Annotated in this window: 18 protein-coding genes; 5 read left to right on the top strand and 13 right to left on the bottom strand. The window is 50.3% G+C overall.

All coding sequences use genetic code 11. The annotated features are described in order from the left end of the window. Positions 1-31: 31 nt before the first annotated feature. Entirely contained in the window at positions 32-2,734 is a 2,703-nt protein-coding gene (locus CRO74_RS00140; RefSeq protein WP_097123992.1) for a DUF5686 and carboxypeptidase regulatory-like domain-containing protein, read from the bottom strand. 219 nt (positions 2,735-2,953) lie between these two features. Here CRO74_RS00140 and CRO74_RS00135 point away from each other — a divergent pair, with 219 nt between their 5' ends. Continuing rightward, entirely contained in the window at positions 2,954-4,315 is a 1,362-nt protein-coding gene (locus tag CRO74_RS00135; RefSeq protein ID WP_097123991.1) for a M24 family metallopeptidase, read from the top strand. A 104-nt stretch (positions 4,316-4,419) separates the two neighbouring features. Here the strand turns inward: CRO74_RS00135 and CRO74_RS00130 are convergent, their stop codons facing one another. The 3 genes from CRO74_RS00130 to fbaA form a co-directional block, all read right to left on the bottom strand. Next, positions 4,420-5,550 (bottom strand): efflux RND transporter periplasmic adaptor subunit, encoded by a 1,131-nt coding sequence (locus CRO74_RS00130; RefSeq protein WP_097123990.1) that lies wholly within the window; start codon positions 5,548-5,550, stop codon positions 4,420-4,422. Further along, on the bottom strand, positions 5,531-8,845 hold the full coding sequence (locus CRO74_RS00125) for an efflux RND transporter permease subunit (protein ID WP_097123989.1): 3,315 nt from the start codon (positions 8,843-8,845) through the stop codon (positions 5,531-5,533). The genes CRO74_RS00130 and CRO74_RS00125 overlap by 20 nt, the downstream gene beginning before the upstream one ends. Before the next feature lie 381 nt (positions 8,846-9,226). Continuing rightward, positions 9,227-10,306, bottom strand: coding sequence for a class II fructose-bisphosphate aldolase (gene fbaA, locus CRO74_RS00120; protein ID WP_097123988.1), 1,080 nt, complete (start codon positions 10,304-10,306; stop codon positions 9,227-9,229). Between the two features lie 207 nt (positions 10,307-10,513). Between fbaA and CRO74_RS00115 the strand changes: the two genes are divergently transcribed. Further along, positions 10,514-11,320, top strand: coding sequence for a TIM barrel protein (locus CRO74_RS00115; protein WP_245877715.1), 807 nt, complete (start codon positions 10,514-10,516; stop codon positions 11,318-11,320). Positions 11,321-11,440: 120 nt separating this feature from the next. Continuing rightward, positions 11,441-13,012: a hypothetical protein gene (locus CRO74_RS00110; protein ID WP_097123986.1), complete on the top strand. Its 1,572-nt coding sequence runs from the start codon at positions 11,441-11,443 to the stop codon at positions 13,010-13,012. On the opposite strand, the gene CRO74_RS00105 is transcribed toward CRO74_RS00110, so the two are convergent. After that, a complete protein-coding gene (locus tag CRO74_RS00105) occupies positions 12,981-13,211 on the bottom strand; it encodes a DUF2905 domain-containing protein (RefSeq protein WP_097123985.1) in 231 nt (76 codons plus the stop codon). The two genes, CRO74_RS00110 and CRO74_RS00105, sit on opposite strands and share 32 nt — an antisense overlap. Positions 13,212-13,412: 201 nt before the next feature. Next, positions 13,413-13,646 carry a hypothetical protein gene (locus CRO74_RS31215; RefSeq protein ID WP_144035861.1) on the bottom strand — a complete coding sequence of 78 codons (234 nt, stop codon included), beginning with the start codon at positions 13,644-13,646 and terminating at the stop codon, positions 13,413-13,415. Between the two features lie 21 nt (positions 13,647-13,667). Here CRO74_RS31215 and CRO74_RS00100 point away from each other — a divergent pair, with 21 nt between their 5' ends. Next, on the top strand, positions 13,668-15,860 hold the full coding sequence (locus tag CRO74_RS00100) for a DEAD/DEAH box helicase (RefSeq protein ID WP_097123984.1): 2,193 nt from the start codon (positions 13,668-13,670) through the stop codon (positions 15,858-15,860). Between the two features lie 111 nt (positions 15,861-15,971). Here CRO74_RS00100 and CRO74_RS00095 read toward each other — a convergent pair whose 3' ends face one another. Genes CRO74_RS00095 through apaG form a run of 3 tightly spaced genes read right to left on the bottom strand, consistent with a single transcriptional unit; the run spans position 15,972 to position 18,563 of the window. Further along, the gene (locus CRO74_RS00095) at positions 15,972-17,336 is read right to left on the bottom strand and encodes a monooxygenase (RefSeq protein ID WP_097123983.1); all 1,365 of its coding nucleotides are present in this window, start codon (positions 17,334-17,336) and stop codon (positions 15,972-15,974) included. Positions 17,337-17,393: 57 nt separating this feature from the next. Continuing rightward, positions 17,394-18,173 carry an O-methyltransferase gene (locus tag CRO74_RS00090; protein ID WP_097123982.1) on the bottom strand — a complete coding sequence of 260 codons (780 nt, stop codon included), beginning with the start codon at positions 18,171-18,173 and terminating at the stop codon, positions 17,394-17,396. A gap of 3 nt (positions 18,174-18,176) precedes the next feature. Next, on the bottom strand, positions 18,177-18,563 hold the full coding sequence (apaG, locus tag CRO74_RS00085) for a Co2+/Mg2+ efflux facilitator ApaG/CorD (protein WP_012924864.1): 387 nt from the start codon (positions 18,561-18,563) through the stop codon (positions 18,177-18,179). A 145-nt stretch (positions 18,564-18,708) separates the two neighbouring features. On the opposite strand from apaG, the gene ung reads away from it, so the two are divergent. After that, positions 18,709-19,374: a uracil-DNA glycosylase gene (gene ung, locus CRO74_RS00080; RefSeq protein WP_097123981.1), complete on the top strand. Its 666-nt coding sequence runs from the start codon at positions 18,709-18,711 to the stop codon at positions 19,372-19,374. A gap of 87 nt (positions 19,375-19,461) precedes the next feature. Here ung and lepB read toward each other — a convergent pair whose 3' ends face one another. From lepB to CRO74_RS00060, 4 genes are all read right to left on the bottom strand, one after another. After that, positions 19,462-20,634 (bottom strand): signal peptidase I, encoded by a 1,173-nt coding sequence (gene lepB, locus CRO74_RS00075; protein WP_097123980.1) that lies wholly within the window; start codon positions 20,632-20,634, stop codon positions 19,462-19,464. A gap of 133 nt (positions 20,635-20,767) precedes the next feature. After that, positions 20,768-21,502: a 4-hydroxy-tetrahydrodipicolinate reductase gene (gene dapB, locus CRO74_RS00070; protein ID WP_097123979.1), complete on the bottom strand. Its 735-nt coding sequence runs from the start codon at positions 21,500-21,502 to the stop codon at positions 20,768-20,770. Between the two features lie 102 nt (positions 21,503-21,604). Then, positions 21,605-22,468: a DUF5683 domain-containing protein gene (locus CRO74_RS00065; protein ID WP_097123978.1), complete on the bottom strand. Its 864-nt coding sequence runs from the start codon at positions 22,466-22,468 to the stop codon at positions 21,605-21,607. A gap of 79 nt (positions 22,469-22,547) precedes the next feature. After that, a complete protein-coding gene (locus CRO74_RS00060; protein WP_097123977.1) occupies positions 22,548-23,462 on the bottom strand; it encodes a ParB/RepB/Spo0J family partition protein in 915 nt (304 codons plus the stop codon). Positions 23,463-23,479: the final 17 nt, after the last annotated feature.

Genomic DNA, 23,479 nt, shown 5'->3' with positions numbered 1-23,479 from the left:
TAAATTGTACGCCGGCCAGGCTACAAACGCGCTACCGCCCAAACTTCAGCGTTGTGCCAATCCGGAAGCCCAGCCCCTGGTATTTGGCGTCTTGCCATTGCGAAATAACTTCGACCCGAAAAAAAGGCAGAACCTGCGGAATCAGGCCATCCAGACCATAACCTACTTCGGTGTAGTTCTTGGAGGCCGGTGTGTAGAGGTAATGCACGAACAGGTTTTCCTTCAGTCCGAGCAGCCTAACCAGCGTGAGCTGGGTCACGAAAAACTTACGAAACTCGGCCAGCACGTGGGCTTCGGCAAAGCGTTTGCCCGTGCTGTACTGGTAATACGGCAACAGCCGGTAGGTCGACACAACATCGCCCTGCTGGAAGAAAAACTGATTCCCTTCGAAATGCTTGAAGTCCGGGAAATACACCTGCCGGTCATTCAGAAAAGACCCAGCGCTGAGTTTGTAATTCAACCGGCTTCGGATGCCCGTTTCGAACGAATGGCTAATACTGGCCTGTAGAAAATCATAGTCCACATCCTGCATCCCTTTCCGGTAGTTGAGCGTCAGCAAGGGCGCATCGTTATCCCGCCGGGCAATCCGCCGACCATTGCGGATTGTGTATTGGGTAGCACCCAGTTTGGCGGAAGCCGTCAGATTAAGCACTAACGCATTATGGGAGGGGAAAGCCGTCGTTTCCACCTCAGCATTGTCAGGCCGATTTGGCGTAAACGTCCGCTCCCGCCAGTTGATCCACGGTTTCAGGTCTTCCCGGTAATTGGCCAGTTCTGTGCGTTGGGCATATTCCAGACTTCCCGTCAACGAGACCCGGTCTTTGAACGGCGAGGCCGTAACCGTCAGGTTCAGGAAATCCTTCTGGTAAAGCTTGGCGAAATTCTGCTCGAAGAACAAGGTCGTCAACGAATTCAGAAACGGACTGATGGGGTTATCCGGGTTGTATTGATAGAGGTAACGCCCGCCCGATACACTCAGTTTCGTGCTCTTGTATTGATAACTACCTAGTCCATACCCCACAAACCCCTTTCGGCCGAACTGATACCGCCCGGTACCGCCGATGTTCCACTCCCCTAGCGGAATCTGCCGGAACCGATTCAGTGAATCGACTTTGGCCCTATAGCGCAGGTTCAAGGCTCCTTCTACTGTATATCCCTCAACAGTGTTGTATTCGACGCGTTCCAGCGGGCTGGTGTAAATCAGCGAACTCTGTTTGGTAAGCCGCCAGGTATGCCCGCTCAGCAATTGACCCGGCGAAAATTTATTGGGCGACTTTTTCTTTTTCGCCGACGCGAGACTATCCTGCTTAAGGCTATCCACCTTGGTAAGCACCTTTATTTCTTTGACCAAACCCAGGCTATCGGCTTTTCGGTAACTCTTGATTTCGGCCGTTGTCAGCGGCACCGAGCGCAGTGAATCCCAGAACACATTCGAGCGTTTACGTGCCAGTGAATCGACTACCAGCGAGTCATCCCGCACCACGGTAACGTCTTCCTTCCGATTCTTCCGCGCCTGTTTCTCCTGCTTTTCATACTCCTTAACCATCTGACGCAGGTTTTTGGTCGAGAATTCCTTTTGCTTTTTGACTAGTTCGTCCATATTGCGCCCCTTGATTTCGCCTTTGGACAGGGTTTGGGTAGGTGGCGCTTTCTTCTCGTCGGCCACTTCAATATCTTCCACAAAAGCGGGGTTGACCACAAACTCGCTGAAGGTCAGATTCCGGATATAGTAGCCCGCAGCTTTCACGCCCAGGTAAGTTCCTTTACCCTCATACCGCTGGTTGGTTGGCATCCAGACACCCTGAATGGGCGTGCAGATATGCCGCACCGTAATAGACACCCCGATGTTGTTAACGGTCTCCAGTTGCAGACTGTGAATGGCCCAGGTGTTCTCCAGAATGTAGATTGTACCCCGAAAAACGCCTTCGCCATACTGCCGGGGAATCACCTGAATTTTACTCACCTCTACCCCACCCGGCTCCCGGAATGTGCCTTTGTACTCGAATTTATAATAGGCAAATGCTTTAGGCGACAACGGCGATACCGCCCCGGCAATGGTCGGGCTGTAGAAACTGGCGTTATAAAACTGATTGGGGCTGAGAAAATCACCCTGCGAATTTCGGTTGGCAATGATCCGCTGCCGGTAGGTATTGGGCTGGCTGAACGTTACTTCGGCAACGGTTTCATTGAGCAATGGCACCCCCACTTTAAAATTAGCTTCTTTTTCAGCCTCTTTCAGTTGCTTTCGGAAGGCCATTTCGGCCAGGTTAGGCAGGTCAATGACGGTAAAGGATGATTTCGTATAAACCCGCGCCTTAAAGCGCTGCACCTGCAACTGGTGGAACCGACTTTTGGCAATGGCCCGGCGCATAATGGTGTAAGCCGGATCTTCGTTACCCGCTTTGGTCTGCACCTCGGCCAGCCGAAGTGCCTGTTCCTCTAGGGTGGCATCCATCGTAACGAAGCCAGATGTAATCTCAACGGGTTTCTGTATCGTCTGGAAACCCAGATATTGAAAAATGATGTCGTATTTACCCGGTTCCAGCGCGATTTCATACCGACCTTCTGCATTGGTAATCGTTCCTTTTGGGGTACCTTTTACAATTACAGCTGCAAAAGGAAGAACGTCGCCCTGTGCATTTTTAACGGTCCCACGCAGGCCGGTAGTGGGCGTTTGTGCATTGGTGGGCAATATATACAGGCATATAAGCAACAGGAGTAGTAAAGACTTCATGCAAGCGGGAGTTGACAAGTGTACGAATGTACTCGTTAAACGAAAAACAGGGTATATTTTTTCTACAAACAACCAATTTCCATCGACAACCAGTCAGCACTATCAGTGGCTGCCTTAAAGGCAAGATGCACACAGAAACGAAAACGTTGTCTACCCAATTGTTAAAAATCTGTAACGTCTTTGTGTATCTTGCTACAAACTGTTGATAACCTGAACTCTATGCACAAATCAGTACACTTTCTGATAAAATTATTCACATTTTCGCTTATCCTGGGCACGACCTTCGCACAAAGCCCGTCACCATCCACTGTTTTATCCGAGCGCGACCGGTCGCGGGTGATCGACGAAATTCTGGACGACCGCTTCACCAATTTTCTGCCTCAGCTCATGCGTCGCGAGGGCATCGATATGTGGGTGATCATCTCCCGGGAATACAACGAAGACCCCGTGCTGCGAACCATGCTGCCCAGTACGTGGCTTTCGGCCCGTCGACGAACGATCATCGTTTTCTTTGATAATGGAAAGGAGTTGGAAAAGCTGGCCATTGCCCGCTACGATGTCGGCAACCTGCTGAAAGGCGCGTGGGACATCGACGTTCGACCGAATCAATGGGAAGCGCTGGCGAAGATCATCGAAGACCGCAAGCCGAAGAAAATCGGCCTGAACATGTCCACCAACTACGGCCACGCGGATGGTCTTTCGTTCTCGGAGCACGAAGAGTTCATAAAAAAGCTCCCCGGCGATTATCAAAAACGCATTGTGTCTGCGGAGAAAGTAGCCGTTGGCTGGCTCGAAACGCGGACGGAAAAGGAAATGGCCATTTACCCGCTCATCTGCCGACTCTCGCACCAGATCATTCAGGAAGGGTTTTCGGAGCAGGTAATCCAGCCGGGCGTAACCACAACCGACGATGTAGTTTGGTGGTTTCGCCAGCGCATCACGAACCTGGGTCTCGACACCTGGTTCCACCCAACGGTTGATGTGCAACGAGCCGACGAGACGGATTTCAACCACCTCCGCACTTTCTCCAAGCGCCCCGACAAGCAAGTCATCATGCCCGGCGATTTGATCCACGTCGACTTCGGCATCACCTACCTGCGCCTGAACACCGACCAGCAGCAACACGCCTACATCCTGCGCCCCGGCGAAACCGACGTTCCGGAGTCGATCAAGGCTGCATTCAAACAAGGCAATCGCTTACAGGAAATCCTGACCGAGCAGTTCAGCGCAGGTAAAACCGGCAATCAGATGTTGCTGGCAGCTCTGGAGCAATCGAAGAAAGAAGGCATCAACGGAACCATCTACTCCCACCCCATCGGTGTGCACGGCCACGCGGCCGGCCCGACCATTGGCTTATGGGATCAGCAAAAGGGCGTTCCCGGCCCCGGCGATTATCCGCTGTTAGCCAACACTGCCTATTCCATCGAGCTCAATGCCGCCGTAGAGATTCCGGAATGGAAAAAAGTAGTGCGCATCATGCTGGAAGAAGACGGCTTTTTCGACGGCAAATCCTTCCGCTACATCGACGGTCGGCAAACGGAGATTTATACCATTCCGAGGAAGTTGGGCTATGTGAAGTAGAGACCGCACCGGCGGACCGGCAATACTTTGCGTCTCATTCGTCCGGATGGTTTTTGCTGACGCGAAATGAGACGCAAAGTATTGCCGGTCCGCCGGTGCGGTCTCTACTTCACACTAACCGACGAACCATCGCGAATCTCTTCGGTAGCCGATGTGATCAGTTTGTCGCCTTCGTTAACGGCACCGAATATTTCGATTTTATTATCGGCCTCCAGCCCCTTTTTGACGGGCACCCACTCTGCTTTCTGATTATTGACCCGAATGACGAAAACGCCCGTCGAAGAGTTGACAATAGCGGATTTCGGCACCACGAACGTGCTGGTTTTGGTTGGCAATGGGAGAGTTACTTCAGCGACCATACCCGGCAACAACTTTCTGTCATTGTTCACTACATCCACTTCCACCCGCTCAGCGCGCAGGCGCTTGTCCAGCGCGCCGGAAAGCCGTTTAATCTGCCCCGTAAATTTTTTATCGGGGAACGTCTTAACGCTGAAACTTACCGGGTCATTCTGATCGACATAACCGGTGTACGCTTCCGGCACGGAGATTACCAGACGCAACCGCTTCTGCTCTGTCAGCACAAACAGGGGAAATTCGGAGCCTTTGCCCGATGGCCCGATGTAGGCACCGGTGCTGGCGTTACGGGCACTGATAATCCCGTTGAACGGTGCTCTGATTTCGAGGTACTTTTTCAAATCAGCCACTTCGCGATAGGCCGATTTGGCGGCATCCAACTGGGCCAGATCGGCATTTCGTCGGGCTAAGGCCAGATCAACGTCGTTCTTCGAAACGGCTCCGGAGAATTTGCTGGCTTCGAGTACCCGCTCATAATTGGCCCGACTACCGATAGACGTGGCCTCCTGCGCTTTCAATCTCGACTCAGCCGAGGTAAGCTGGGCACTCAGTTCCGGGGCTTCGGCTAAGGCCAGTAATTGCCCCTGTTTCACGTCAGAGCCCACATCCACATGCAGCGATTTGATGAAACCACTGACTTTAGCATAAATATCTACATCACGATAGGCAACCAGTTCGCCGGGTATATGCAATGACGAAGACAGCTTGCCCCTGCTCAGCGAAAACGTTTCCAGTGCTGCGGGAGCCTCAACTTTCTCATCTTCTTCTTTTGCTTCCGCTTTACTTTCCGAGGAATGACAATTCGTGAGCGCAATGGCCAGTAACAGACTACTTGTCAGCACAAGCAGACCGCGTACTGGTTTATTTAGTGACCGTTTCATACGAGGGAGAAATGTAATGTTTACTGTCTTTATCTTCGGGATCGAGCGATACCGATTCGGTTGAGGTTTTGCCCTGTACCCAGGCGAAAGCCAGTGGCAGAATAAACAAGGCTGCGAAGGTCGAAGCGATCAGACCGCCAATAACGGCCCGGCCCAGCGGTGCCGACTGCGACCCGCCTTCACCCAAACCCGATGCCATCGGAATCATACCCACCACCATCGCGACGCTGGTCATGAGAATAGGGCGCATCCGTAACGATGCCGCTTCCCGAGCCGCCAACATTGCATTGCCGTTCCGCATACGCAATTCTTCGGCATTGGTCACCATGAGTACCGCGTTGGAAATGGACACCCCCACCGACATGATCATGCCCATATACGATTGCAGGTTGAGCGTTGAGCCGGTCAGCATCAGCAGCACCAGCGAACCAACCAATACGGCAGGCACCGTACACAACACCACCAGCGATACTTTGAAGGACTGAAAATTGGCGGCCAGCATCAGGAAAATAACCATGATAGCTGTGATCAGACCCGTTTGCAGGCTATCGAGCGTGTCGATGAGCACTTGCGTCAATCCCTGCATTTTCACGGTCAAGCCACGCGGTAGCTCGCCCAGCGAGTCGATGGCTTTTTGCACGTCACGGGCGGCTGTTCCCAGATCAATATCATTCAGGTTAGCCGTTACCGACAGCACTGGTATGGCTCCAATGTTATCGTTTTCGCCGTAGGTAGTCCCTTCCTGTAAAGTCGCTACATCGCTGAGCACCGGCCGGTTTGAGTTCGGCAGAATGGGTATTTCGCCCAGATCATTAACGCTGGTCATCCGGTTTTCGGGAACCTGCACCTGAACTGTGTAGGTCTGGCTTGATTTGGGGTCGATCCAGACGCTTTTCTCGGTATAGCGCGACGAGGAAGTGGCGGCAATCAGTGAGCGCGAAATGGCCGATATATCGGTACCCAGTTGAGCGGCCCGTACCCGGTCGATATTGACGTTGATGGATGGAGATTTCGTAGCCTGGCCAATCTGCACATCCCGCAGGTACGGAATCTTGTTCAGTTTGGCGATCACCTTGTTGGCGTATTCTTCGTTCTGCTGCTTGTTCTTCCCCGAAAGTTTGACTTCGATGGGCGTAGGCGACCCCTGGCTGAGAATCTTATCGGTCAACTCAATGGGTTCGAAGGAGAGTTTCACCCCCGGCAGCGCTTTCTTCATGCTGGCTCTAAATCGGTCCTTCAACTCATCCAGATCAACATCGTAGTCGTGTTTCAGACTCACCTGCAAAACACCCTCCTGAGGTCCGGCCATGAATAGGTAAATAGGGCTCGTCGAGAATTGGGCACCGTGCATACCCACCATGGCGGAGGTGATTTCAATGTTTTCCTTTCCAACCATCTTATTCAGCACGTCGATGGTCCTGAGCATGGTCGCTTCGGTCTTTTCGAGACGGGTGCCGTCGGGGTTACGAAGCCGAACCTGAAACTGACCGCCACCCGCTTTGGGCAGCACATCGCGGCCAATGGAGTTGATCAGTACAAAGGCAACTGCCAGTGCACCAACGACATAGACCACTACAATGGCTTTACGGTAAGGCAGCATCCGGCCGATAGACCGCACAAAACGGGCGCGTACCCGCTCAAAGAAGCTGATTTTACCGTCATTATTCAGGTCGATCCGATGCGCTATTTTTATCTTTTCCTGTAGTAAGTCATCCTGCGTGTGCTTACCGTTTACGCCCGCCTTTCCATTGCCGTTAGCCGAAATCGCATGGCCGTTTACAGCCTCTGGCTTACTGGCTTTCCCATTGCTGGCGGGATGGTGCTCTTTCATCATCCAGTTGGCCAGCACCGGCACCAGCGTTTGCGCCATCAGGTACGACGTAACCATCGAGAAGCCAATGGCCAGTGCCAGCGGCAGGAACAGCGCCCCCGGAATACCCGTCATGGTGAAAGCCGGGGCAAACACCGCGAGGATACAAAACAGAATCAGCAGCTTCGAGAAAGCGATTTCCTTACAGGCATCCCAGATAGCCAGGGCTTTGACTTTGCCCATATCCATATGCTGGTGAATGTTCTCAATGGTTACCGTACTTTCATCGACCAGAATCCCGATGGCCAGCGATAGACCACTCAGGGTCATAATATTGATCGTCTGCCCGAATAGGGAGAGGAACAGGACGCCGGAGATAATACAGGTCGGAATGGTAATGATCACGATCAGCGCCCCCCGAACGTCGCCCAGGAAGAGCAGGACCATCAACCCCGTCAGAATAGCACCAATGGCCCCCTCGGTCATCAGACTTTCGACCGCATTGATCACATACACCGACTGGTCGAAGGTGTAGGTGAGTTTGACATCTTCGGGCAGCAGGGCCTGAAAACGGGGCAAGGCCGCTTTTAGATTCTGTACCACCTCCCAGGTCGACGCATCCGCTGACTTGGTGATGGGCAGGTACACCGAACGCTTCCCATTGACCAGTACATACCCTTGCGTAATATCGGCGCCATCCTCAATGGTGGCAACGTCTTTCAGATACAGGTTTTGAACCGTCCCGGTATAAAGTGGAATATCACCGAAATCCTGAATATTCTTGACGGTTGTATTAGCGGGCGTAAAATAGTTGAAATCACCAATCCGCACGTTTCCGGCCGGGGTTGCCTGGTTGTTGATCCGCAGGGCGGCTACCAACTGATCGGGCGTCAGGTTGTGCGACCGAAGTAACTCCGGGTCGGCTTTGATCACAATAGACCGGGCATTACCCCCAAAGGGAGCGGGCGATACCAGCCCCGGAATAGACGTAAAGCCCGAACGAATGTAAACGTTGGCTAAGTCTTGTAGTTCGTTGTTGGTTCGTTGCGGACTGCTCAATACCAACTGCCCGACCGGCAACGTCGAGGCATCGAAGCGGAGAATAAATGGCGGCTGCGAACCCGGCGGAAAGCTGGACTGCGCCCGGTTCGAGTAGGCAGACACCTCCGCAGCGGCCTGCGCCATGTTGGTACCTTCATAGAACGACAGTTTCAGGAGCGTGATCCCCTGAATGTTCTTCGTTTCGATGCTTTTTACCCCCGACACATACAACAGCAGGTTGACGTATTGCTTCCCGAAGAACGACTCCATCTGGTTGGGTGTATAGCCACCAAACGGTTGGGAAATGTAAATAACCGGCAGATTCAGGTTCGGGAATATGTCAATCTTGATGGTGCGAACGGCACCTATACCGAAGTAAAACAGGCTGGCTACGAGCACCAAAATGGTTATTGGCTTTCGTAACGCAGAGCGGATCAAATTCATATTAAATTAAAATCATCTTAAATGAATAACGTTGTTGAGTTAACCAATCCTGTTCTTTACGGAAGTATATTGACCATGTAAACGAAAAATCAGATAAAACCCAATTTTTTCCACAATACATCACATAAAGCGGTATATTATACTGAAAGTTAAGGATTTTGTACGATACTCCCCCCGTCTACTTTCTATCATTTAGAGGCTTTTAGGGATTACTTTCTACTATAAAATCATCGACATAATTTATACTCAGGTTACTACATAAGTAAAAACACTTATTGCTTTGAATTGCTGTTGGTATGCTTACCATTGGCTGAAAACAGCATAAAAAAAGTGCCGGGTTGATTAACCCGGCACTCGTCTAAACCCTGAACCGAAAACTGACTAGGCCAGTCGGTTGATGCAGTTCAAATCTTCGAACGCGATTTTCAGGCGTTGCACCATGCTTTCTTCACCTTTACGCAACCACACCCGTGGATCATAATATTTTTTGTTTGGCGAATCAGCACCTTCGGGGTTACCCAGCTGCGATTGCAGATAGCCTTCTTTCGACTTGTAGTATTTCAGGATACCTTCCCACATGGCCCACTGCATGTCGGTGTCGAGGTTCATTTTCACGGCACCATAACGGATGGCTTCCCGGATTTCTTCGCGGCTTGAGCCCGATCCACCGTGGAATACGAAATTCACCGGCAGCGGTCCCGTGTTGTAATGCTCTTGAATGTATTTCTGCGAATTGTCCAGAATGATTGGCGACAATTTCACGTTGCCCGGCTTGTATACACCGTGTACGTTGCCAAAAGCAGCTGCAATCGTGAAGTTCGGCGAAATCTTGCTCAGTTCTTCGTAGGCGTAGGCTACTTCGGATGGCTGCGTGTACAGTTTCGAATCATCAACGTCCGTGTTATCGACGCCATCTTCTTCACCACCCGTTACACCCAGTTCAATTTCGAGCGTCATGCCGATTTTAGCCATGCGCTCAAAGTATTTCGAGCAGATTTCGATGTTCTCTTCGATAGGCTCTTCCGACAGGTCGAGCATGTGCGACGAGTACAAGGGTTTGCCCGTTTGGTCAAAATGCTTTTCACCGGCAGTCAGCAGACCATCAATCCAGGGAAGCAGTTTTTTGGCGCAGTGGTCGGTATGCAGAATAACGGGAACGCCGTATAGTTCAGCGATATGGTGAACGTGCAAAGCTCCCGAAATAGAACCGGCAATGGCAGCCTGTTGCTTATCGTTAGGCAGCGACTTACCGGCGTAGAAAATACCTCCACCGTTCGAGAACTGAACGATTACCGGAGAGTTAACCGCTTTAGCTGTTTCCAGTACGGCGTTGACGGAGTCCGTGCCAACAACATTGACGGCGGGAAGGGCGTAATCATTTTCGTTGGCGTGACGGAAAATTTCGGTAACGCCTTCTCCGGTCACAACGCCGGGAGCAAAACGGGTGGCTACTTCACTCATAATTAGGATTAATTTTGGATTCGTTCAAGAAATAGTTTACCGAAAAAGAGGACGGCTAACCTATTTGACTTCTGTTGGTAAAGTTGGGGATATTGTAAAAAAAATACTAATCTTACAGAAAGGCTTCTGGAGAAACGGACAATTAATATTTACAAATAGAACGATTTTTCCACCACCTTTGAACCTATAAACTAAGCCTTTAAATCTGTGAAAACCCTTTTCTTCTGCCCGCTCTGGGGTATGGAAAGTCTCGGCTATACCGAAGCCGCCAAACGTGTGAAAGCCGCCGGGTACGACGGCATGGAAATCTCAGCCGGCCCCGATAAACGAAATGAAGCCGTCCAGATCACGCACGACCACGATCTGCAACTCATTCTCATGGCCTTTGGCGGTGGTAGTAACTTTGTCGAGCACAAAAAGAAGTATCACGACGACCTACTGGACATTGCCAGATATAAACCCCTGTTCATTAACGCCCACACCGGCCATGACTACTTTACGTTCGAACAAAACGTCGAGTTAATTCAGGTGGCTATTGCTGTGGAGAAACAAACGGGCGTTCGCATTCTGCACGAAACACACCGGGGTCGGTTTTCTTACAGCGCGCCCGCCATTCAGTCCTACCTGCTCAAGGTGCCGGAGTTACGCCTGACCGCCGACTACTCACACTGGGTCAATGTGGCCGAATCCTATCTAACTGACCAGATGGACAACGTAAACCGGGCCATCAGGGTTAGTGATCATATCCATTGCCGCGTTGGGCACCCTGAAGGACCACAGGTGAATGACCCGCGTGCGCCGGAGTGGAAAGACGCCCTCGAAAGTCATGCCAAATGGTGGGATGCCATTCGCGACAGATTTCAAAAGGCGAATGCTCCTACTTTAACCGTTACCTGCGAATTTGGTCCGGCGGGGTATTTGCCAACCATTCCCTTCACCCAACAACCCGTTGCCAGCCAGTGGGATATAAACGTATTTATGAAAGATTATCTGAAAAAACGCTGGGCGGTGTAATTCGTTTACGGGTAACGCTCACAGCATGTCTTATTCCTGAGGTATGATTTTTGTTACATATTCTGACTAACTTCGTAGAGCCTGATTTTAGCCAGGTTGATCAGTCGTAAATTCAGTTCCATGCGCCTTTTTTTATCCATCATCTGTCTGTTTCTGTTAGCCATTGGTGTCAGGCCTGTGCGGGCACAACTGGAACAGTCCATGCGGATCGAGATTCCGTCGGACCCGAATGAAGCTGAATCATTTGACGTAACGCCCCTAGCCGAGCGCGGAGTGCTGATGACGATTCGGACCGGCAGTTTTGTGGATAATACACCCGTCAGGTTACACTTTCAAAAGTACGATACTAACCTTAAATCCGTTTGGCATACCGAATACAAACAGGACCTCAAATACAAGCCGGTTACCACTTACGAGTCCGACCAGTATGTTTATCATCTCTTCCGGGAGTACGACGGTAACCAGTACCAGTTCCTGCGGCTGCACCTGGATGATGGCGTGATTGAGACTTTCGAAGGTGAGCTCATTGACCAACTGGATGTGAATGAGTTTAAGGTAATGGGGAGCCAGGCCTATATAAGTGGCTTTCACCACGGTCGCCCGGTTGTTATATCGTTCTCGTTCTTCGACCAAACCGTAAAGGTGCTGCCCGGCCTGTATGCGAACCGAACGGAGATCAGCAGCCTCGAAATTGACGAAGCCCGGCAGGAAGTCAACGTGCTGGTGCACTCCCTCCGACGTCATTGTAAGTTTTCGATTCGGACGTATAATTACGACAGTAAACTCCTGCGAACCCTGGATTTCGACGGGGCGAAAAACAGCCTGATCTCAGGGAAACTATTACCCGTCAATCAGCAGGAGTCCATCCTCGTTGGCAATTACTCCACGGATTGCACGCCCTACTCGCAGGGAATCTATGTAACGCGAATCCATCACGGTGAAGGCGGCAGCGTATCGACGACGGAAACGATTAATGACATTCAGTACATCGAATTCTCCCAGCTCCAGAACTTCTTCAATTACCTGAAACCACACCGGCAGCAAAAGCTGCTGGCCAAAGCACAGAGAAAGAAAGAAGAAGGCAAGGACTACAAATTTCGTTACCGATTGCTGGTTCATGATCTGAAACCGACATCTGATGGTCTCACGCTCGTTGCCGAAGTGTATTACCCTCAATACAGAGGCAGTACCCTGGCCTATGGGGGCTACCTGCGGGGAGGAGATCGCTACGAAGGTTTCCACTACACGCACGCCTTTATCTGCGGGTTCGACAAGCAGGGTAAACTGCTGTGGGATAACTGCTTTCCCATTAAGGAACTGCTCAGCACCGAATTAACGGAGATGGTGCAGGTGTCGCAGCAGAACGATAAAATGGTGCTGGCTTACCCCAACGATGGCGAAATCACTACAGAAGTGATTCAAGGGAGTAAGATTCTGAAAGAGACGGAAAAATTCAAATTGAAAACGAACGCCGAGAACGAGAAAGTAACATTTTCGGCACAGGACAACTTAATGGCCTGGTACGACCGGCATTTCATCGCCTGTGGTTTTCAGAAAATTGCTGCCACAAAAAACCTGAACGCAGGCCAGCGGGAAGTCTTCTACCTGAACAAGTTGACTTACAGCGAAGACAACAGTTCTTCGGGAGCGGATAAGGCGACTACTCGAAAAAACGACGGATCAGAACGATAATCAGGTTCAAAACGATACTAACCACAATACAGGTCACGATGGGAAAGTAAAACCCGCCACCGTCCTTCCCGTTAATGCGAATATCGCCGGGTAAACGTCCCAGCCAATGCAACTTATCGCCGAAAAAGTAAACTAGTATACCAACCAGTACAATAACGGCTCCGATAAGAATAATGTATTTTCCGGCGACAGGTGTCATGCGCTACTATTGATAAAAGCCAATCACATCTTAGAAACAAGCGAACATACACAGTCGTTTCTCAAATAAATACAATATTAATAGTATATCCCTTGCTTTTTGATAAATTAATTTGTACTTTTGCACCAGATTTTACAAGCGACATCCGTTCGCGTCTCTGTTTCTCTCCTTTTTTACGTGTTGAGTTAGGTCTGACAGAGCTTATGTACGGATGTACAGGATGGGTTTCTGTGTGGACGCTCCCGAGTGGGGCACTTGCGCGTGGGCTAATCGTCGAATGGTCGTACCGGTAGATCCGGTCGTTGTCTTTATCCCCCTTGAAGAGGTTTGGGGTGGTGGTCCTGTTGGGTCGTTGGGGCAGCTTGGTTCGTTGGGCAATTCTCGCATTATCGCGCCGTTCACTGGCACATACTCGTCTTCGTTTGGATGATTCATTTATTTAATCATTTCCAATTAATGAAAACGAAAACAAACAAATCAGCTGATCAGGATGACTTCCTGGATATTGAAAAAATAGCTACGGAGATGGCCGCCAGCGCGGTCGTTCCTGCTGAGTCAGCTACAGCCGAAGCAAAAACGGCTAAGGTTCCTAAAAAGAAAGTGGCAAAGCCAGCCGTTGAAGCTGCTTTTGATGACACAGCAGCAGAAATCGTTGCTGAAGGTGTGGCCGATAAAGTCGTTATCGTGGCCGATGAACCCCTTGCCCACGTTGAAGACACCACAATGGCGGCTCCCAGTACGCCTGCCGTTGCGGAAGTAACAACGCCTAAAGTTGATCCAAATCAAATTTTGTTCTCCAGCCTGGCCATTTCAGCTGAGGTATTGCAGGCCGTTACGGATATGGGTTTTATTAGCCCATCGCCCATTCAGGCCGAAGCCATCCCGCCTATTCTGGCTGGTCGCGATGTAATCGGACAGGCACAAACGGGTACCGGTAAAACGGCAGCCTTTGGTATTCCTGCTCTTGACCTGATCGACGTTCAGGATCGTTCGGTGCAAACACTTATCCTTTGCCCAACACGTGAATTAGCGCTACAGGTAGCGGAAGAGATCAAGAAACTGGCGAAATACAAACGCGGTATCCGGATCGAAGCCATTTATGGTGGTGACTCCATTGAGCGGCAGATTCGGTCACTCAAAAGCGGTGTGCATATCGTGATCGGTACGCCCGGTCGTGTTATGGACCACATGGAGCGTAACACCCTCAAGCTCAACAACGTTAAGATGATGATTCTTGACGAAGCAGATGAGATGCTGGACATGGGCTTCCGTGAAGATATTGAGAGCATTCTGGAAGAGATGCCCGAAGAGCGGCAAACGATTCTGTTCTCGGCGACGATGTCGAAGCCGATCATGCAGATTACCCAGAAGTTCCAGAAAGATCCTGTGCTGGTGAAAGTCGTCAAGAAAGAATTGACGAACGTAAACATCGAACAGGTTTATTTCGAAGTAAAAGCGAAAGCGAAAGTTGAAGTGATGTGCCGTCTGATCGACATGTACGATCTGAAACTGCTGCTGGTTTTCTGTAATACGAAACGTAAAGTCGACGAAATCGTTGAAGACCTGCAAATCCGGGGCTATCAGGCCGAAGGCTTGCACGGCGATCTGCGCCAGGCCCAACGGAACAACGTCATGAGCAAATTCCGCGCTGGTACGACCAACATTCTGGTTGCCACCGACGTAGCCGCTCGTGGTATCGACGTTGACGATGTAGACGCGGTTATTAACTTCGACATTCCGCTCGACGAAGAATATTACGTACACCGGATTGGCCGGACAGGCCGTGCGGGCAAATCGGGCCGGGCGTTCTCGTTCGTGGGCCGCGATGAAAAATACCGTTTCCGCGAAATCCAGACCTATACGAAAGTTAAAGTTGACAAAGGTGTCATTCCTTCCTTCGAAGACATCGTAGGTGTTCGCAAAGCCCGTTTCATCGAGCAACTGCAACAGACAATTCAGGAAAGTAAAGACCTGAACCTGTATGACGATTTACTGACGCAACTCAACCACGCCGGTTTCTCGACTGAGCAGGTTGTAGCCGCCCTGGTAAAACGCAGCATGGGTCTGGAGAAAAACGAATTCGCTGATCAAAACCTTAACCTGGAAGATGATCGCCGGAATGGCCGCGACAAATACGCTGACCGTGGTGGTCGGGGTGAAAGTACCGGACGTTTTGAAGATCGTCGGGGTGGTGCGTCCCGTTTTGGCGACCGCGATGAGCGTGGTAACAGCTCGCGTTTCGGTGATCGTCGGAATGACGGTGGTGGCCGTGGCGACGGAGCGTCTCGCTTTGGCGACCGCCGTCCTGAAGGAGGAGATCGCCCACGCTTTAATGGCCCCGATCGGGACCGTGCAGGCGCTGGCAAGCCTTACTTCGACCGCGATGACCAACGTGTTCCCCGTGAGCGCGAAGCGAACATGACCCGCCTGATGGTGAGCATTGGCCGTAAAGATTTCGTCCGTCCGGGCGACATCGTAGGTGCCATTGCCGGTGAAGCCAACATTCCTGGAAACAGCATCGGCAGCATCGATATCTTCGACAAGTTCACCTACGTTGACGTACCGAAAGATGTAGCCACCCGCGTTGTCGACGCTATGGAAGGTAACACCATCAAAGGACGCCGGGTTAATATTGAAGTAGCACGGTAGTTTAGTGCAGTAAGTGAAATAGGTGCAGTAAGTAAAATGGCTGACGCGAGATCAAAACTCCTGCGTCAGCCATTTTACTTATTACACCTATTTCACTAACTCCATAAAACTCTATTCTTCATAATAATATCCGAAAATAATCCCCATTTCGTCTTCGCTGGTCAGGCCGAAGCTGACGGCTTTGCTGGTGGTGTTGTTGTAGGTTATTTCGGACATAAGCCCCTCCCCTTTCTGCAGGTCGATAGGCGTTTTGAAGGTGATAATTTCGGGGTTCTCCCAGTCGGTGGAGGTGTAAACGATTTCGCCGTTGCGGGCTCCGCCAACGATTTTGATCACGAACTTCTCGCCCAGCTTGTGCATATGCGACGTTAGCGTCAACACTTTGCGGGCCTTATTGAAAGTAAACGTTTTCGTAAGTGTTACCCGGGTTTTAGCGGGTATAGACAGGCTTGTATTACCCAGATCAAGCGTCTGAACGATGTTCTTCACCTTCGCTTTATCGACTGTGTACAGATTAAGCTGAGCCTCCCCTTTTCGCACGGCTGTTGTCTTGTTGACAAAGTGGGAATTAAGGTCGAAGGAAGCACCCGCCGGGATCAGCAAGGCAACTCCCTCCGGAAACACATAATCCTGATACTGCGCCTGCGAACCAGCCAGATAAACGTGGTTCGACATGGTCAGCACCGTCGGTATGTTCAGGGAATTATCCGGGTTACGTAGATCGCGGATGTCATTCAGATTAGGCAGTGACGCTTTGTTTCGAAAATCGTAAGCGACAAAATGGTGGCTTCCGCTCCGCATTTTGGTCTCATAGCGATTTACGTACACGTCCTGCGTGTTGCCCAGCACTTTCCGGGTAAACAGCTCCCGTTCAAAATTTGGCTGTATATCGAATGAGGGAACAGCCATTTGAAAACCAGTTCCAGCCGCCGGAACCGTTAACGGCTCATAAGCCACTTCCGCAACGGTTTTATCGTTCAATAACGCAGCATCGGCTATGTTACCTGCTTTGGGAGCCCCGGCATCAATCCAGCGACGAACAAACTCAACCTGTCCGTCAGACAGCGATAATCCCCCTAAAGGCATAGGGTTACCGTATTGTTTGCCACTATGATGGCTGGCTGTTGTCGTAATCTTATGATAGAGTAAGCTCTCCAGCGAGGCAAATGCTTTTACCCGTTTGAGACCGTCGGCTTTGGCACCGCTATTTTTAGGATCAACACGTACAAGGTTCTGATACGCAACACCTTCTGCCAATACCAGTCCATGCTGAAAGTACGTGGCGTCTTTATCCGACAAGTGACAGCCCGACGTGGCGCAGGTAGGCGTCAGGATTTTTTGCTGGATGAGATCAAACGAAGATGTCTCCGTTGGGGCAAGTGTTTCGGTCGTGTCTTTGGAACAGGACACTAAATTCAGCCCAAGAGCGGAAACACCAACAGTCAGGGCTAATCGGGTATAAGTCAGGAAGTTCATAGATGATCATTGGCAACAAAGCCCTCGGAAAGGTAACGTAATTTATGGTTACTTTCGTCAAAACTGAAGCACGAAATCCTGCTTGGGCTGCTCTTTCCGAAAAAATACCAGCCCTACCCAAAACAGATCGACCGTTACACGAACGGATTGGTGAGTTTTGATATAGCCCCATGCCTGCTCCATCTCATCCGACCAATGAATATCATCAAAGACAAATACGGTATCGTTGTGGATATTGGTCAGGCAGGTTTCGAAGTAGTGCACAGTTGGCTCATAGCGGTGGTTGGCATCGAAAAAGACAAAATCAATTGGCGGAAGCGCGGCAATAGCCTGGGCAAGGGTTTCATCCAAATTACCAACCACTACCTCTATGTTCTGAATAGCTAATCGCTCAAAATTATGCCTCGCTACGGATGCCGTTTCCGGGCAGCCTTCAAATGTCAGTACATGCCCTCCGTAGGGTTTCGTCGCTTCGGCCAGATAGGCCGTTGTTATTCCCAGCGACGTACCCAAATCGACAATGACTTTTGCGCTAAATCGCTGAATCAGCCGGAACAGTAAACGACCGAAGCGCGCCGATTTCTGGGAATTTCGGGCAATATCGCCGATGCTGCGTTGACGGGATGAGTTTATTTTTGATCCAGCCCCCAAATCTGCGATTGTAACAAGTTGACGGCTTTTACGAAGTTCTCTTCTCAGGTTCTGTATAGGCGCAAACAGCACTTTCGATCCGGTTTTTGCCCGGATAACCTGAAGATACAGCGAAAAGAGAAACGGAGAATGAAGCGAATGTTCGTCGCGGGCGCGACTTAAATACCGAAGATAAGCGAGTAACAAAAATTAGTTCAGTTTATACGGCACTACCATCGTGAACTCGGGGATACTGACCCGAAGCTGTTTACCGTCAATAATTCGTTCGACAAGATACGTTCCTGCCATCTTACCAATACTCGACCGTAGATTACAGCCCGATACGTATTCGTGGACCTCACCCGGTTCGAGTACCGGTTGCAGCCCAACAACACCCTCTCCTTCTACCTCCCGAACGGTACCATTGGAATCAAAAATCAACCAATGACGCCGGAGCAACTGAATTGTGTAGTCACTCGCATTCTCGATGGTAATCCGGTAGGTAAACACGTAATGCGCCTGGAGTGGACTGGAGTAATCAGCCTGATACTCAGTCTTCACGCTAACTTTCACGCCTTCTGTGACTGACGAAACCATAAATATTAGTGTCGTTTTGCAACCTTAGAACGAAAATTAAGTTGATTAGTTTTGTTACGCAAGAACCACTCTTAAAAAATTTTTGTAAAGGGGTTTTTGGCGTTTGTAGGCGTATAATGCCGAATCACTCTTATCAGTTCCCTACATGAATGTATCTATTGCCGAATCCTGGCGAAATCGGCTACAGCCCGAATTCGATAAACCCTACTTTGCTGAACTTGCTCAATTTTTACGACACGAATACAGTACTCAGCGTATCTATCCACCAGGCGCGTTGATGTTCAACGCCTTCAACAAGTGTAGTTTCGACGACACCCGCGTCGTTATTCTGGGACAAGACCCCTATCATGGCGAAGGGCAGGCCAACGGACTGGCGTTCTCGGTAGCCGATGGTATTACCAAACCCCCTTCTCTAATCAATATTTTTAAGGAGATTCAGGACGACTTAGGCAAGCCTATCCCGAAGTCGGGTAATCTGGAGCGTTGGGCCAGTCAGGGCGTTATGTTACTTAACGCTACGCTTACCGTCCGTGCCGGACAGGCGGGGTCGCATCAGGGAAAAGGTTGGGAAACGTTTACCGACGCCGTTATCAAGCTGATTTCAGCCGAGAAAGAGCACGTCGTTTTTATGCTCTGGGGGGCTTTCGCCCAAAAGAAAGGAGCCGTAATCGAAGGCAAAAAACATTTGATCCTCAAAGCGAAACACCCATCGCCCATGGCCGCCAATTACGGTGGCTGGTTCGGCAATAAGCATTTTAGTCAGGCAAATGCTTATTTGGAGAGTAAGGGGTTAGCTCCGGTGGAGTGGTAAAAAGGAGTAAAGGGAGGAGGGGGAGGAGAGGGATGTACTTACCACCCTTTTCTCCCTCTCGTCCCTCTCCTCCCCCTCCTCCCTTTTCTAATCTATCGTCCTGAACAGCCGGTTCCATCGGATTTTATTCCAGATGTTGGCCGGGTTGGGATCGAGCGACATCCAGACAAATACAGCTTTACCAACGATGTGGTCTTCGGGAACAAAGCCCCAGAAACGTGAATCGAGGGAGTTGTCGCGGTTATCACCCATCATGAAGTAGTAATCCTGTTTGAACGTATATGACTTAATCGGCTGTCCACCGATTTTAATGGCTTCGGGCGCTACTTCCACTTTTTCATTGCCTTCATACAATTCAATGACCGGTCCATAAAGCGCAATCGTTTGCGCGTTTATTTGAATCGTTGCTCCCTTTTTCGGAATCGTAATCGGACCGAAATTATCATGGTTCCATTTGAAAGTCGGCGTGCCATAAATCATAGGGGCCATTTCGCCGGGCTTTTCGGTCATGGGCTCAATGTCTTTCACAAAGTCAAATCCTTTAAACTTCGCGATGACATCTTCTGTCGTGTTGACGCTGTAGCCCACCATCGTGGATGTTTTTGTCGAGTCGTTATACTGCTCCAGCGGTTTCCAGTTCTCGGTAGGCTGGCTTGGGTCGCGGTAGTCATTAACGATCTCATACTTGCGGAAAAACGTTGCGTCGAGAACTTCAGTCGTTTTTACAAAGTACTTCTGTTCGGCACGGGCGGGCGTGGCAAAGGGCTTGCCATTCACGAATACAGCCCGTTGGCGCACTTCCAGCACATCGCCGGGAATGCCGATACAGCGTTTGATGTAATTGGTTTTCAGATCGACGGGGTAATCAATGTTATCATTCAGGTACTTGGGCGGTACATTGAAGACGACAACATCGCCATTTTTAACATGAGTAAAACCCGGCAACCGGTACGAGGGCAACTGAATAGCGGTGCTGTAAGACGGGATATTGGTCCCCCATATTTTCTGGTGCGTCAATGGCACCTGCAAGGGTGTGCGGGGTGTACGGGTGCCATAGTGCAACTTGCTCACAAACAGGAAGTCGCCCACCATAAGGCTGTTTTCCATCGATGGGGTTGGAATCGTAAATGCTTCCATAAACAACCACCGGATGAGCGTAGCCGCCACAACGGCGAACAGGACAGAATCGAACCACTCGCGAATGGGCGATTTTCTAGCGTTTGCCGGTCTTGTTTCGGCCTTCGTTTTTACTTCAGACATGTATACTAATGCTAAATTATGACAGGGTCACCCGTAGGGCGGTAACGTTCAAACAGGTTATCGAAATACCGTGACTAAATACGAAATTACGAAGATGAACTGGTTTTATATAACCGTTCATCATTCATCCGGTTTAATTCCCCAGTAAGTCATCCATTCCGAATATGCCTTCACGGCCAACGAGCCATTCGGCGGCTATAACTGCCCCAAGAGCAAACCCCTGACGGCTGTGGGCTACATGTTTGATTTCGATACGATCAACGTCCGATTCGTACCGAACGGTATGCGTGCCGGGTACGGTTCCCTCACGCAACGACGCGATCTCTATAGCATCTTCACCAACCGGAGATGGTTCTTGACCAGCTTCGTTACTTACCCAACGCTGTTTACCGGGCAGTTGCTCCATTACCCCTTCGGCCAGCGTGATGGCGGTGCCACTGGGGGCATCTTTCTTTTCGGTATGGTGAATTTCCGTCATCGACACATGATAGGACGGGTAGTTTCGCATAAACTGAGCCAGCACTTTGTTCAACCGGAAAAATAGATTGACGCCAATGCTATAGTTGGATGCATAGAAAAAAGCCCCTTTCGTCCGCTCGCAAAGTGCTTCGATGGCCGGCCGACGGTTAAGCCAGCCCGTGGTGCCGCATACAACCGGCCAATTCCGCTCCAGGCAATAAGTAATGTTTTCGGCCGCCGATTCGGGCGAACTGAATTCAATGACAACATCTACATCGTCGGGTTCGAGGTTCGCTAAATCAGCGTAGTTATCCGCATCAATGCGGCCTGCAATCTGGTGACCCCGTTCGAGCGCGATCTGCTCGATAGTTTTTCCCATTTTGCCGTAGCCCAGTAGGAGAATATTCACGTTAGTTTCTGGTTAAACGTGGTGTCAAGTTCGCAAACCCAGCGCAGTTACCAGTCGGCACATAGTTGGATTTAAGAACCCTATACCACAGCAATTCGAAATTTATTTAAATGTAAGCGCCACCCGAACACCCGGAACAAAACCGATGCCGGGGGCAGGCAGCACATTGGGTTCGACGTTCATCGAGATGTCGTCGGTTAAATCGAATGTTTTTAAGTGAGCCGCTACATTGGCTTCGACAATGTTGATCGCCCACAAAAGGCCGGACAAGAGCAGATTCAAATCCCGATAACGCCGAAACGTATCGTAGGCATTCTTGGCATTGGCCGACGTCCGGAAGAGGACTTTGTTGTCATTAAACGGACTGACCCCAATCGTCACTCCGTCTACTTTGTACCGTATACCCTCGGTATAGGCAGGGGCTCCCTGAAGGTTTGAGTAAAGTTCGGGATTAAGGGTAGCAAAAAAACCATCACCTATGTTAAACAGTGGGTCTGTTGCTTTATCGCCGTAAAGGAGTCGTCGATACCCAACTTCGGCCTCTTTGGCTAACCCCCGGTATTTGACAAAGAGGTAGCCCATCACGCCAAAACCGGCATAAATGAAGGGTATTTTATAATACTGACGGTTGTAGGCCTGGCCTAGACCGGGCAGCATCAATGAGCGAATGGTGGCCTTTTTCGGAATAATCTTGTGAATCTTCGCTTCCTGCTGCGCCGACACACGAACGGTATCCGGATTATCCAGCGACGCGGAATCATCCGCTGTCAGCACAGATCGACCAACCTGAATCGGAATTCCATTACGCCGGATTATGGTTGGAATCGTGTCGGCTGCGGACCGGATTTGCCGGGTTGAATCAGTGGCCGCCGGGGTTTTAGCAGGAGTAATAGCCGGACGTTGGGCAAAGGATGTTGCAAAGGGCACACTGAACAGGCCGACAGTAAGTAATATGAAAAACTTCATGCTCACAAAACGACTCAACCCCCTTTCTTTGGGCCACTCATTCACCGGTTTAAGGTAATTTAACACGGTTAATCTGAGTTTAACTCTGCGAGTTCAGTACTTCCAGAATTTTAGTTAGCTCCTCCTGCGAGGTAAATGGAATCTTGATTTCGCCCTTGTGCTTTTCGTCGGCTTTTATGGATACGCGGGTACCAAACAATGATGATAGCTTAAACTGAAGGCTGCGCATTTCCTGCTTGGGCAGAGTAACACGCCGGGTACTTACCGTTTCCTGGCTCTCGTCGGATAAGTTCCGAACGGCCTCCTCTACTTTCCGAACCGACCATTCTTCATCAACGGCTCTCGTAAACAGCCGGATTTGTGCATCGGGATTTTCGATGTTGATGATGGCTCTGGCATGACCCATCGAAATCTTGTTATCCCGCAGCGATGCCTGAATTACCGGGGGTAATTTCAGTAAGCGGATGTAGTTGTTCACCGTTGTCCGGTTTTTTCCAACACGCTCACCCAGTTCTTCCTGCTTCAGACTGCATTCGGTAATGAGTCGCTGGTAGCTAAGGGCAATTTCTATGGCATTGAGGTTCTCGCGCTGAATGTTCTCAATCAGGGCCATTTCCAGCATCTGCTGGTCATTGGCCGTTCGAACATAAGCTGGAATATGGGTCAAACCGGCTATTTTAGAGGCCTGCAAACGCCGTTCACCGGCAATAAGCTGGTAACGCTCTTTCCCCAGTTGGCGAACCGTAATTGGCTGAATAATGCCTTGCGTCCGAATCGAGTCGGCTAATTCCTGTAGCGCTTCTTCATCAAAACGGGTTCGGGGCTGGAAGGGGTTTGTTTCGATCAGCGTAACGCTGATTTCAGTCATTGTACTAATCGATTCAAACGGCGACGGTTTCGTCTGTCTGCTAACCGATTCGCTATCGTGCAACAAGGCGCCCAAGCCGCGGCCCAATCCAATCATCTTCTTACTCGGTGCTTTGGTGTTGTCCATAAGACAAGTATGTATGA

The organism is Spirosoma fluviale, from assembly GCF_900230225.1.
Classification (GTDB): domain Bacteria; phylum Bacteroidota; class Bacteroidia; order Cytophagales; family Spirosomataceae; genus Spirosoma; species Spirosoma fluviale.
Note: the sequence above shows the minus strand (reverse complement) of the source record. Positions and strands in the feature narration are given on the sequence as shown.

What these genes read in the sequence shown, in the direction of transcription:
- CRO74_RS00140 (WP_097123992.1), bottom strand. Translation starts at nt 2,734, where the DNA reads ATGAAGTCTTTACTACTCCTGTTGCTTATATGCCTGTATATATTGCCC.
- CRO74_RS00135 (WP_097123991.1), top strand. Translation starts at nt 2,954, where the DNA reads ATGCACAAATCAGTACACTTTCTGATAAAATTATTCACATTTTCGCTT.
- CRO74_RS00130 (WP_097123990.1), bottom strand. Translation starts at nt 5,550, where the DNA reads ATGAAACGGTCACTAAATAAACCAGTACGCGGTCTGCTTGTGCTGACA.
- CRO74_RS00125 (WP_097123989.1), bottom strand. Translation starts at nt 8,845, where the DNA reads ATGAATTTGATCCGCTCTGCGTTACGAAAGCCAATAACCATTTTGGTG.
- fbaA (WP_097123988.1), bottom strand. Translation starts at nt 10,306, where the DNA reads ATGAGTGAAGTAGCCACCCGTTTTGCTCCCGGCGTTGTGACCGGAGAA.
- CRO74_RS00110 (WP_097123986.1), top strand. Translation starts at nt 11,441, where the DNA reads ATGCGCCTTTTTTTATCCATCATCTGTCTGTTTCTGTTAGCCATTGGT.
- CRO74_RS00105 (WP_097123985.1), bottom strand. Translation starts at nt 13,211, where the DNA reads ATGACACCTGTCGCCGGAAAATACATTATTCTTATCGGAGCCGTTATT.
- CRO74_RS31215 (WP_144035861.1), bottom strand. Translation starts at nt 13,646, where the DNA reads ATGAATCATCCAAACGAAGACGAGTATGTGCCAGTGAACGGCGCGATA.
- CRO74_RS00100 (WP_097123984.1), top strand. Translation starts at nt 13,668, where the DNA reads ATGAAAACGAAAACAAACAAATCAGCTGATCAGGATGACTTCCTGGAT.
- CRO74_RS00095 (WP_097123983.1), bottom strand. Translation starts at nt 17,336, where the DNA reads ATGAACTTCCTGACTTATACCCGATTAGCCCTGACTGTTGGTGTTTCC.
- apaG (WP_012924864.1), bottom strand. Translation starts at nt 18,563, where the DNA reads ATGGTTTCGTCAGTCACAGAAGGCGTGAAAGTTAGCGTGAAGACTGAG.
- ung (WP_097123981.1), top strand. Translation starts at nt 18,709, where the DNA reads ATGAATGTATCTATTGCCGAATCCTGGCGAAATCGGCTACAGCCCGAA.
- lepB (WP_097123980.1), bottom strand. Translation starts at nt 20,634, where the DNA reads ATGTCTGAAGTAAAAACGAAGGCCGAAACAAGACCGGCAAACGCTAGA.
- CRO74_RS00065 (WP_097123978.1), bottom strand. Translation starts at nt 22,468, where the DNA reads ATGAAGTTTTTCATATTACTTACTGTCGGCCTGTTCAGTGTGCCCTTT.
- CRO74_RS00060 (WP_097123977.1), bottom strand. Translation starts at nt 23,462, where the DNA reads ATGGACAACACCAAAGCACCGAGTAAGAAGATGATTGGATTGGGCCGC.